The sequence below is a fragment of the Nocardia concava NBRC 100430 genome (assembly GCF_000308815.1).
In the GTDB taxonomy this organism is placed as follows: Bacteria; Actinomycetota; Actinomycetes; order Mycobacteriales; family Mycobacteriaceae; genus Nocardia; species Nocardia concava.
Genome location: NZ_BAFX01000173.1, coordinates 1 through 10,979, shown reverse-complemented (window position 1 = coordinate 10,979; position 10,979 = coordinate 1). Strand labels below are relative to the sequence as shown.

The 10,979-nt window shown below is 67.1% G+C and carries 10 protein-coding genes; 7 read left to right on the top strand and 3 right to left on the bottom strand.

The window, feature by feature from the left end; genetic code table 11:
• Positions 1-288: hypothetical protein (locus ON43_RS35390; RefSeq protein ID WP_040814680.1), on the bottom strand; the 288-nt coding region annotated here is incomplete at its 3' end.
• A 233-nt stretch (positions 289-521) separates the two neighbouring features.
• Between ON43_RS35390 and ON43_RS35385 the strand changes: the two genes are divergently transcribed.
• Both ON43_RS35385 and ON43_RS35380 read left to right on the top strand, forming a co-directional pair.
• Positions 522-1,442, top strand: a complete 921-nt coding sequence (locus ON43_RS35385) for a LysR family transcriptional regulator (protein WP_040814678.1) — start codon at positions 522-524, stop codon at positions 1,440-1,442.
• 53 nt (positions 1,443-1,495) lie between these two features.
• Positions 1,496-2,140 carry a class I SAM-dependent methyltransferase gene (locus tag ON43_RS35380; RefSeq protein WP_040814677.1) on the top strand — a complete coding sequence of 215 codons (645 nt, stop codon included), beginning with the start codon at positions 1,496-1,498 and terminating at the stop codon, positions 2,138-2,140.
• Here the strand turns inward: ON43_RS35380 and ON43_RS35375 are convergent.
• On the bottom strand, positions 2,115-3,002 hold the full coding sequence (locus ON43_RS35375) for an NmrA family NAD(P)-binding protein (RefSeq protein ID WP_040814676.1): 888 nt from the start codon (positions 3,000-3,002) through the stop codon (positions 2,115-2,117). The two genes, ON43_RS35380 and ON43_RS35375, sit on opposite strands and share 26 nt — an antisense overlap.
• 28 nt (positions 3,003-3,030) lie before the next feature.
• On the opposite strand from ON43_RS35375, the gene ON43_RS35370 reads away from it, so the two are divergent.
• Both ON43_RS35370 and ON43_RS35365 read left to right on the top strand, forming a co-directional pair.
• Entirely contained in the window at positions 3,031-3,507 is a 477-nt protein-coding gene (locus tag ON43_RS35370) for a winged helix-turn-helix transcriptional regulator (RefSeq protein ID WP_245568894.1), read from the top strand.
• Positions 3,508-3,598: 91 nt separating this feature from the next.
• The gene (locus tag ON43_RS35365) at positions 3,599-4,954 is read left to right on the top strand and encodes an LAGLIDADG family homing endonuclease (RefSeq protein WP_083914001.1); all 1,356 of its coding nucleotides are present in this window, start codon (positions 3,599-3,601) and stop codon (positions 4,952-4,954) included.
• Position 4,955: 1 nt separating this feature from the next.
• Here ON43_RS35365 and ON43_RS35360 read toward each other — a convergent pair whose 3' ends face one another.
• Positions 4,956-5,969 (bottom strand): alpha/beta hydrolase, encoded by a 1,014-nt coding sequence (locus tag ON43_RS35360; protein ID WP_040814682.1) that lies wholly within the window; start codon positions 5,967-5,969, stop codon positions 4,956-4,958.
• Positions 5,970-6,268: 299 nt separating this feature from the next.
• Here ON43_RS35360 and ON43_RS35355 point away from each other — a divergent pair, with 299 nt between their 5' ends.
• The 3 genes from ON43_RS35355 (at position 6,269) to ON43_RS35345 (ending at position 10,902) form a co-directional block, all read left to right on the top strand.
• Entirely contained in the window at positions 6,269-8,194 is a 1,926-nt protein-coding gene (locus tag ON43_RS35355) for a CocE/NonD family hydrolase (RefSeq protein ID WP_083913999.1), read from the top strand.
• A 138-nt stretch (positions 8,195-8,332) separates the two neighbouring features.
• Positions 8,333-10,267, top strand: coding sequence for a DUF6301 family protein (locus ON43_RS35350; RefSeq protein ID WP_040814673.1), 1,935 nt, complete (start codon positions 8,333-8,335; stop codon positions 10,265-10,267).
• Positions 10,264-10,902 carry a class I SAM-dependent methyltransferase gene (locus ON43_RS35345; protein ID WP_040814672.1) on the top strand — a complete coding sequence of 213 codons (639 nt, stop codon included), beginning with the start codon at positions 10,264-10,266 and terminating at the stop codon, positions 10,900-10,902. Before ON43_RS35350 ends, ON43_RS35345 begins: the two co-directional genes overlap by 4 nt.
• Positions 10,903-10,979 lie beyond the last annotated feature (77 nt).

Genomic DNA, 10,979 nt, shown 5'->3' with positions numbered 1-10,979 from the left:
GGGCAGCACGAAGAAGTGCACCTCGTCGACGTCGTAGCGGTGGGCCAGATCGTCGAGGATGTCCTGCACCCGATTCGTGGTCTCGCCGGAGCGGATCAGCGCGACACCCAGGTAGCGCAGCAGGTCCAGCAGGTCCTGGGAGACGGGCGGCTCCTCCGGCGTGGGCGCTTCCTCCGGGGGCGTCGCGGTCTCCAGGCTGACCCGTTTGAGCCAGCGGTCCATGGATCCCGCGGCCCGGCGGGTGGCCCCGTACAGGGTGCGCGACACCGGGCCCCGGCTGCGCTGCACGCGCCGGTGCTGTGGATGGTGCGGCCGCTCGGTGCTCGTCCGGATCGCCTCCTGGCTAACTTCTCGCAACTCACTGCACAGTAGCGCGGAGCCGAATCCGAGCCCTTGAACGGCGAGGCGATTTCACCGCCGCCGCCATCCTTGCCGGAGAACTGCCGATAGCATCCCGGCTGAATCCCGCCTTCCAGGCCATGGGGTATGCCTACCGGTTGCCCTGTTCCTAACCTGGTGGCATGGATATCGACACGCGACTGCTGCGTTACTTCCTGGCAGTCGCGGATGCGGAGAACCTGCCGCGGGCGGCCGCGCGACTGCATGTCGCGCAGCCCGCGCTGGCGACCCAGATCAAACAGCTGGAACAGCAGCTGGGTGTGGAACTGTTCATCCGGTCCCGCGCCGGCTGGACGCTGACCGCGGCGGGAAAGGTACTGTCCGAACAGGTCCCGGCCCTGCTGGCCTCGTGGGACCGGATACTGCGCGACACCAAGAGCGATGCCAGCCGCGCCTCCCGGGTGCTGCGGCTGGGCTGCGTGAACAGCGCCGCCGACGCGCACATCCCGGAGATCATCCGGGTCTTCCACCGCCTGCACCCGGACTGGCAGGTCGATATCCACCAGGGCGGCTGGACCGATCCGACCGCCGGGCTCGACGAGGGCGATGTGGATGTCGCCCTGCTGCGCCTGCCCTTTCCCGGCCAGGAGGAGTACCACCTGCGCGAGCTGTTCGCCGAACCGCGCTGGATCGCGCTGGCGCAGGACCATCCGCTGGCCGAGCGCGACGATATCGCCTTCCGGGAGCTGTGGGACGAGCCGTATGTCGCCTCCCCCGCGGAAACCGGCTGGTGGCGCGACTATTGGATGGGCCTGGACGCGCGACCCGCCGACACCGCCATCATCGGGGCCATCGCCCGCAGCACCGAGGAATGGTTGCGCGCCATCGCCAATGGCTTCGGCGTGAGCTTCACCCCCGCCTCCACCGCGCGCACCGAGTACCCGGGCGTGGTGTTCCGGCCGGTGCACGGCATCGGCCCGACCCGGGTGGCGGTGGTGTGGCCCGACGCCTCCGAGGCGGATCCGGTGATGCGGTACTTCATTCGCTGCTGCTCCGACATCATGGGCGGCCAGCACGGCGCGGACGGTCGCCGCACCTCCTAGGCGGCCCGCACGTCGCCGCCCCCGGCGGCTGTCCGGTCCGACATGATGGATGCATGAGCGACCAGCACGAGCACTGGCAGCGCACCTACCGGGAGCATCCGGGCATGTACGGCGAGGAGCCCTCGGCGGCCGCCGTGTACGCCGCGAAGGCCTTCCGGGAGTCCGGCGCGGTCGACGTGCTGGAGCTGGGCGCGGGCCACGGCCGGGACGCGATCTACCTGGCGCGCCAGGGGTTTCGGGTGACCGCCGCGGACTTCAGTGCGATCGGGCTGGCCCAACTGCGGGAGCGGGCGGAGGCGGCCGGGCTGGGCGACCAGGTCAGCACCCTGGAACACGATGTCCGCCAGCCGATTCCGCTCCCCTACCGCAGCGTGGACGCCGTCTACGCGCACATGCTGCTGTGCATGAACCTCAGCACCCAGGAGATCCGCGACCTGGTCGCGGAGGTGCGCCGGGTGCTCAAACCAGGCGGCGTCTTCGTCTACACCGTCCGCAATACCGACGATGCCCACTTCGGCACCGGCAAGGCCCTCGGCGACTACATCTACGAACACGGCGGGTTCGCCGTCCACTTCTTCACCGCCGAATTGGTCGACACCCTCGCCCTGGGATGGGATCTGCGCGAACGGCATTCGTTCGAGGAGGGCGAACTGCCGCGCCGGCTGTGGCGGATCACGCAGGAACTGCCCCGGCACTGAGCGCGGCGGCGAGCTCCGCGCGGATCGAGCGCGGGGCGGTCGGCAACAGGGCGGGCAGATCGCTGCTCGTGGCCTGCAGGAAACCGGCCTTCAGGTTGGAGAACAGCGACACGCTGTGCCCGATCCGGTAGGCGTCCAGATCGCCGGCGAGCAGACCCGTGCGCAGATCGGAGAGCGAGACGTCACGGTATTCGACCGGGCGGCCGAGGGATTCGCTCAGCAGTTCGGCGATCTCGATGCCGTCGAGCGAGTCCACGCCCTCCAGTTCGTAGGTGCGACCGGCGTGCGGGCTGACCTCGTCGGCCTTCAGTGCGCGCTCGGTCTCCGCGGCCACCCGGACCGCCACCTCCGCCAGGTCCTGCCGCGAGACTCCGGAGATCCGCCCGGTCCCGAACGGCGCGGCGAAAACGCCGGTGGCGGAGGCGGATTCGACGGCGTCCGCGGCCAGGCCCACCGTCAGTTCGCTGTAGAAGCCGTTGCGCAACACGGTGACGTCGAAAGGCGCTGCGGCCAACTGCTTCTCGGTCCACAGGTGCGGGACCGAGATGGAGGTGTAGTGCGCCGAGGCGGACAAGCTGGTGTAGATCACGTGCCGAACGCCCGCGGCCGCGGCGGCCGCGACCAGCGCGCCGTGTCGGGCGAACACCACATCGTCCTCGGCGTATCCGGCGGAGACGAACACCAGCACATCCACGCCGTCCAGTCCCGCCGCGAGCGTGGCGGGATCGTCGAAGTCGAGGCGGCGCACGGCATCGCCGTCGCCGGAACTGCTGCCCGCCAGCACCTCCAGATCCGGCTGGGCGCGCAGCCCCGCCAGCACCAGTCCGCCCAGGGCTCCCGACACACCGGTAACCAGAATCATTCGAACCACTTCCTGCGTTGTCCATGTCGTGAATATCGACCTGACCGAGCATCCGGCCATCGCGACGGCCCGGAAAGAAGGCACTTTGCTGTCACTCACGAACACCGCTGTTACCGAAGAGGTCACGGACCCTATTCCCGCCGGGCCGTGTGGCGATGACAACTGCGGCATCCGCGACACCCTCGACCGGCTCGGTGACAAATGGACGGTCCTGGTACTGGTCGAATTGCGCAAGGGCACCCGGCGCTTCGGCGAACTGCAACGGGCCGTGCCCGGCATCTCCCAGCGCATGCTGACCCTCACCACGAAAAGGCTCTGGCGCGACGGGTTCCTGGAACGCACCGCCTACCCGACCATTCCCCCGCAGGTGGAATACCGGCTCACCGAATCGGGCGAGAGCCTCGCGGAAGTCGCGTTCTATCTGGCCGAATGGTCACGCGCGCACATGGACGGCGTCGCAGCCGCCCGGGCCCGCTGGGACGCCGAGCACGGCGGACTCGACTGATCCGGGTCGGGCGCTGACATCGATCGCGGTCCGCGGTATCTCGGCAAACAATTCGCATGCTTCGAACGCGGGTTCGATCTAGAGTCTATATGTGCCGAAGAACCGAGCGTCTGAGGTAGTAAAAGGCAAGTGCGCCAACGACTTCGAGCCGTGTGTACTGGGCGGTCTAACAGCATCAACGCGAGTCTCTAGCGCCGACAACGGAGTTCCCGTATCGGTGGAGTCTCTCCTGCACAGCAGTCGACGGGCGTCAGTGTGGTCCTTCGATAAACAGATGCGCTGTGTTGCGCGACCGGTAGAGAACGTATTCTCCGGCGGCCATGCGGAAGTCGTCCGTCTCCGTTTGGCTTCCGGACGTTCGGTCGACATGACCACCGAAGCACGCCTATTGACCATCGATGGCTGGGCGCGGTTGGGAGCGCTCGCGGTCGATGATCGCATCGCCATTCCGCGCTGTATTCCGAAACCTCTGCGCACCAAGGGTATGCCCGACTCCGAGGTGATTCTGTTGGCCCACATGATCGGCGATGGCTCCTGCGTCGAACGTCAGCCGATTCGGTACGCCAGCATCGACGAAGAGAACCTCACTGCCGTAGCCGAGGCCGCAACCCACTTCGGCGTCACTGCGATTCGGGATGAATACGCGGCAGCGCGAGTCACGACACTTCGATTGCCTGCGCCGTATCGACTCACGCACGGGAAACGCAATCCCATCGCGCAGTGGCTCGACGGTCTCGGACTCTTCGGATTGCGGAGCTACGAGAAATTTGTCCCCGATCCGGTCTTCTCGATGCCGACTGACAAGGTCGCCCTCTTCCTCAAACATCTCTGGGCTACCGATGGCTCCATCCGCTGGGACAAGACCGGACGGCAAGCCCGAATCTACTACGCCTCGACCAGTCTTCGACTCATTGACGATGTCGCGGCACTGCTCCTCCGGTTCGGAGTGCACGGCCGTATCAAGCTGGTCCCGAAGGCGGGGTATCGGGACTGCTGGCATCTGATGATTGACGGCGGGGAGAACCAGATCGCCTTCCTCGAAGGCGTCGGTTGTCACGGTGCCCGTGGTGTTGCAGGGGCGGCATGTCTGGTTGAGCTCGAGACGATGACCTCGAACACCAACGTGGATACGATCCCCAAGGAGGTCTGGAACCAGGTCCGAGCACTCCTGGCCGCCGGCGGCATCACTCATCGTGAGTTTCAAGCAGCCATGGGGAGCAAGTTCTGCGGCTCAACCATGTGGAAGCACTCGCCCAGTCGGGCGCGTCTGGCCCGAGCCGCGAACATCCTGGGTGCTCCCGAACTCGCGATGCTCTGCACCAATGACGTCTTCTGGGATCGGATCACCGAGATCACCGGTCTTGGCGAGCAAGAGGTGTACTCGGTGACCGTATCAGGTACCGAAAACCTTATTGCACAGGGAATCTCGGTTTACGCCGGACTCTAGGTCAGCCGATGTTGGCGGAGAGGGAGGGGAGCATTCGGTAGGCCTCGTCTTGCCAGTTGTTCCAGGCGTGGATGCCGTACTCGGGGAAGGAGTAGTCGACGTTTGTTGCGCCCAGGGTGGCCATGCGGACTTGGAAGGCTCGGGTGTTGGCCAGGGCCAAGGCCTCCAGGGCCATGCCGTTGACGGTGCCCATGTTGGGACCGTCCATGGCGGTGGGGCGGCCGGAGGCGGCGGAGACGTAGAGGCGGGTGCCGTTGGCTACCAGGTTGGGGGCGAAGACGAAGGGGTCCATGCGGAGCCATTGGGGGCCCCAGGGCGGGGCCATGGAGTCGACGTTGTAGCCGCCGGCGTCGATCATGGCCAGGCGGATGGCTTCTCGCATGCCGGGGGCGGAGATGTTGAGGTAGCCGGAGAAGGCGCCGGCGAAGGAGAACTGGTCGGGGTGGTAGGCGGCGAGGGTGAGGGCCGCGCTGCCGCCCATGGAGAGGCCGAAGACGCCGTTGCGATTGGGGTTGAAGCCCAGCCGATCTCGCAGGGCCCAGCGAAGATCGTTGGTGAGGAAGGATTCCCAGGTGTAGCGGTAGCTTTTGCCGGGGCCGCCGGAGAGGGCGTCGGTGGCGCCGGAGCCGGTATTGGCGGAGCCGGTGCCGGGCGGAATGCCGAAGAAGGAGCTGGGAGCGTTCCAGTCGGCGTAGAAACTGGACTGACCACCTACCGGCATGACCACATTGATATTGGCCGCTGCCATGGCTTCCGCGACATTGGTTTCGATTTCCCAGCCGTTCAGGTCTTCCCGGGCCCGCATGCCGTCGAGGGCATAGACGACCCGGTTGGTATTGCCGTCGGCGGCGCGCAGCACGCGAGTCTTGATGGGCCCCATGGCGGAATCGACCCAGAAATCGAATGCGGCCGGATCGAACGCCGCCGACGCCGTTGCGCCACCGCCGGATACGGCGACAACCATCGGTGCGACCAAAGCCACGATCAGGGCCAGCACGCTTCGGATCGATCTCATCATCAGGTCCTCTCGCTCGAGCGGGCGAAAAAGCGGCGCGACGACGGGGGCAGTTCCCGTCGTCACGCTCGCTCGAAGTACCTATCGTCCGCTTCGGCGATTTCGTTGCTGAAAATTAGCGACAATCTTTCGAAGTGCCCCGTACCCGCAGGTCAGCCACCCGAAATCCGCTGAAAGTCGTCCTCGGAACCAGGGTTTGCGCCAAAAATGAGGGAAACCGGAGGATAGCGGATAGTCGAACCGGCCCGCTTTGCCTGATTGTCGATGACCGCGGCCGCCTGCGGGGTTACCGTCGATCAATGACCCTTTGTGGGAGAGGTCGTATCGCACGGGTGGGGGCGGTCGTGGCGGCGGCCGCGTTGGTCGCCGCGGGGTGTGGAAGCGGTGGGGACAATTCGACGACACCGGCCGCGAGCAGCTGGCCACCTACGGGTGGGCGCGGGTCGTGCGCGGTGGACAAGCAGGAGAACGTGCCTGCGACCATGCGGGACGGCGTGGTGTTGAAGTCCGATGTGTACAAGCCGAAGACCTCGGATTCGGTGCCGGTGATTCTCATGCGCACGCAGTACGGGAAGACCGCGGCGCAGATTCAGCCCTACCGGTATCAGACGCCGGACTGGTTCGCCTCGCACTGCTATCTGGTTGTGGTGCAGGACATTCGGGGGCAGGGAGCATCGGCTGGGACGTTCACCGAGTTCGGGAACGATCTGAACGACGGGTACGACTCGGTCGAGTGGGCGGCCGGGTTGCCGGGGTCCAATGGCAAGGTGGGGATGTACGGATCGTCGTATGTCGGTGCGACGCAATGGCTTGCGGCCGTCACCGCGCCACCGCATCTGGCCACCATCGTTCCGGCCAATACGTCCTCGGACTATTACGACGGCTGGAATTACGAGGGCGGGGCGTTCCGGCTGGCATTCGTCGAGCCGTGGGCGATGGGGACCATCGGAACTAGCGCCGCGCTGAACCGAGGGGATACCGGGACCGCCAAACAGCTTGCCGCGGACGAGGCCGACTACTCGCGGTGGCTGGGTTTCCGTCCGTATCAACAGTTTCCGCCACTACACCCGGGCGATCCGACGATCGCACCATGGTTCTACGACTGGATCTCGCACTCGACCCGCGATGACTATTGGAAGCAGTGGAGCATTCGGGACAGATACGCGAATGTCAAAGTCCCCGTGCTGAATTTCGAGGGCTGGTACGACGCGTTCCTCGCGGGCGGGGTGGAGAATTTCGCCGGGATGGTCGCGAACGGCGGCACACCCGAGGCGCGGGCCGGACAGCGGCTGGTGTTGGGCCCGTGGGATCACCTCGGCTGGGGACGCGCGGACACCAATATCACGACGCCCATGCTGGCCACCGGCGGCGAGGCCGCCGACAGCCCGATCAACGACCTCATGCTGGCCTGGTACGACCACTTCCTGAAGGGCAAGGACAACAAGGTTTCCGGGCAGCCGGTGGTGGATTACTTCCTCATGGGCGCGAACAAGTGGAAGTCGGCCTCAGCGTGGCCGCTGCCGAACACCCGGTGGACCACTTACTACCTGTCGGGCAAGGGCGCCAGCTCGATGCAAGGCCGCCTCGGTGAGCTCACCACCGACGCCCCGAAGGATCCGCAGCAGCCCGACCGCTACGAGTACGACCCGCTCAATCCGGTGCCCAGTGCGGGCGGGCACTCCTGCTGCGCCGCGTCGACCGGGCCGCAGGGACCGGTGGATCAGTACGTGGTGGAGCAGCGCTCGGATGTGCTGACCTACACCACCGCGCCGATGACCTCGGATACCGAACTCACCGGCCCGATCCGGATGACGCTGTGGGCCGCATCCACCGCGACCGACACCGATTTCACCGCGAAGCTGGTGGCGGTGGCCCCGGACGGTTCCACCATGAACCTCAACAACGGCATCATTCGGGCCGCGTTCCGGGATTCGCTCGAGCATCCGTCGCCGATCGTGCCGGGGCAGCCTTACAAGTACTCGATCGACATCTGGCCGACCAGCTATCTGGTGAAGGCCGGGTACAAGCTCAGGGTCGAGGTCTCGAGCAGCGATTTCCCGCAGTTCGCGCCCAATCCGAATACCGGTGATCCGTTCGGGCTGAATGCGAATACGCAGATCGCGACCCAGACGATCTACCACGATCCGGACCATCCCTCGGCCCTGGTATTGCCGATCATTCCGGCGGGCGACGCGGGAAGTTCACGATTCCCGCTGGAACACTGACATATTCGGGTACGAGCATGACCGTGGCCGGGCTTCCCGAGGATTGTCCGCCCCAAATCGGGAAGCGCCGGCCACCTACAGACTAATAGCCACCGGAACGCCTCCCTACACCGCCGGAGACGGGGCTACTGTCACCGAGTGGGTTTCGAGGTGCGTGTCGATACCGCTGGTGCGGTCGAGATCGTCAGAGCGGCAGCCGGGTTCGGCTGGCGCTGGGGCTCCGGAAATGTCTCGGAATTCTCCCGACTGGTCGGATGGAGTAGTCCGCAACCGGTGGGAACGCTGCGCGACGGTCCCGTTTTCTCCCGCACCGGACTGGCGGTGTGGTGGGACTCGGCCATGTTCTGGGGCAGCGAACGCGGCCTCGACCACGTGCGCATCACCATCTCCGACTGCCCCGCGCCCGCCGACTTCGGCAGCCGGGAACTGCTCGAGGCCGCGCTGGCCGAGGCCACTGCCGCCCTCACCGCGCACTGGGGTGAACCCGAGGCGGCCGACGCCGGACCGGCCGAAGGGGTGGCGTGGCGGTTCGCGAATGTCTTCGCGGGCTTGACCATCGGCGTCGACACCGTGGACCTGCTGCTCATCAATCCGATGGCGCAGCGGTATTGGATGGACCGCCGCCACGAGATCGCCCGCCGCCGCACCGCCGCGGGCGGCTGGGTGCGCTTCGCCGAGAGCCTGGCCGGATTCCTGGAGACGCTGCCGGTGGACGGGCGGTTGGTGCTCACCCTGCCGGGCGGGCGGTTCATCCAGTTCGAGGCCGGACCCGAGCAGTTGACCGGCGAACTGGCCCGCAGCGAATTCGTCGATCCGACCTGGCGCTACACCCCCGAGATCGAGCAGGCGCTGATCGATCAGGGCTGGACGACGCCGCGCGAAGCCAATTGGACGCGGAGCCTTTCCAGGCGCGCGGGCAGCGTCGCCATGAGCGGACTGGCCCTCCGCACCGTGGACAGCCTGCGCGCCGTCGGCGCGACCGCCATCACCGAGCTGGTCGCCGACGCCTGGGTCGAGGGCGGCCCCGACCTCGAGGTGGCGCCGCTGGGCGTGCCGCCGCATCCCACCTCCCGCACCCAGCGCGCCGAATTCCTGCGCAATCACGCCGCCTACGAATTCGATGCCGGACCGCTGCGGGTGGATGTGCCCGCCGGGATCGAGATCGCCCGCGCCGCCCGGAGTTTCGACTGGACCTGGACCCGCGCCGACCTCGCCGGTTTCACCGCCGCCTCGGGCTGGAAACCGGTGCACGACAACGACTCCGGCGAACGCACCGTCTGGACCGACACCGACCTACGCGTGGACGATCCGCGCGCCCGCTTCTGTTTCGACGGCGACCGCCTGGAAGCTGTGTGCATCACCCTCAGCGACAGCATCGAATCCTTCCTCTACGACGAGGGTCTGCCCGCCGAGGTCCGCGAGCAGCGCACCGCCGCCTACGCTCGGGCACTGGACGGATTCCGCGCCGAATTCGGCCTGCCGCGGCACGGTGTGCTCGGGCAGGCGCACGGGGCGGTCTGGCAGAGCCCGGGCCTCACCATGGGATTGGTCACCGAGCCGGACACCGTGGAGCTGTACCTGGTGCCCGCCGGCGACCGCGACCGCCGGCTCATCATCGAGCAGCAGCGCGCCGCGCACCGGGCCCGGGATCGCGAATGGGCGCAGTTCTTCGAGGAATTGGCCGGGCTCATCGCCGATCTCAGCGAGACCGGGCAGCTCACCGTCGACGCCGGGGAACCGCATCGCGCCCGCATCGACCGCGACCACGAACTGCTGCGCCTGGAACTGGCCAGCGCCACCGCCCGCACCCTCTCACCGCGGGTGCTCAAGCTCATGCTGCGTGACGGCTGGCAGCATCCGGATCATCGATATCCGTTGTGGCGCATCGATGTCCGGCTTCCGGCCCTACACCGCGACCTGCGCCGCCTGGCCCGGCTGGCGGTGCTGCCGCTGCAGACCCTGATACCGCCGCAGGCCCCGGTGCGAGTGCTGTTGAACGGGCTGGATCAGCCGGTGCGGTCACCGTCCACCGGATCGATCGGGGGCGGGGCGGCGCCTATGGTCGAAGCATGATCGAAACCGAGGACATGGTCGTCACCCGGACCGCCTACGACGAGGTGGCCGAGCTGTACACGTCGCTGTTCCGGCGCCAGTTGCAGGACAATCCGTTCGACCGGCTGATGATCGACGCGTTCGCGGAAACCGTGCGGGACAACGGAATCGGACCGGTGGCCGATATCGGCTGCGGACCCGGCCGGGTCACCGGGCACCTCGCGGCGGCCGGGCTGGAGATGACCGGCCTCGACCTGTCCCCGGAGATGATCCGCCTGGCCCGGGAGCTGTACCCGGACATCCCGTTCGAGGTCGGGCCGATGGAGCGGCTGCCGTTCGAGGATGCCGCACTGGCCGGAATCGTGGCCTGGTACTCCATCATTCATATTCCGCCGGCCCGGGTGCCCGCGGTGCTGGGCGAGTTCGCGCGCGTGCTGCGGCCGGGCGGGCACGCACTGTTCGGCTTCCAAGCCGCCGACGAGCCCACGGGTGTCACGGAATACGCGCACAAGGTCGCCCCGGCCTACCGCTGGGCTCCCGACACTTTCGCGGAAACGCTGGCCGACAATGGTTTCCGCGCCACCGCCAAGTTCTTTCGCGAGGCGCGCCCCGATGAGCGCACCCCGCAGGGCATGGTGCTCGCCGTCCGGGTATGACCGGCTGAGGGTCAGGCCGTGACCGGCTCCGGCTCCCGGGCCATGCGTTCGTCGAATTCGGTTCGCGAGGCAGTGAT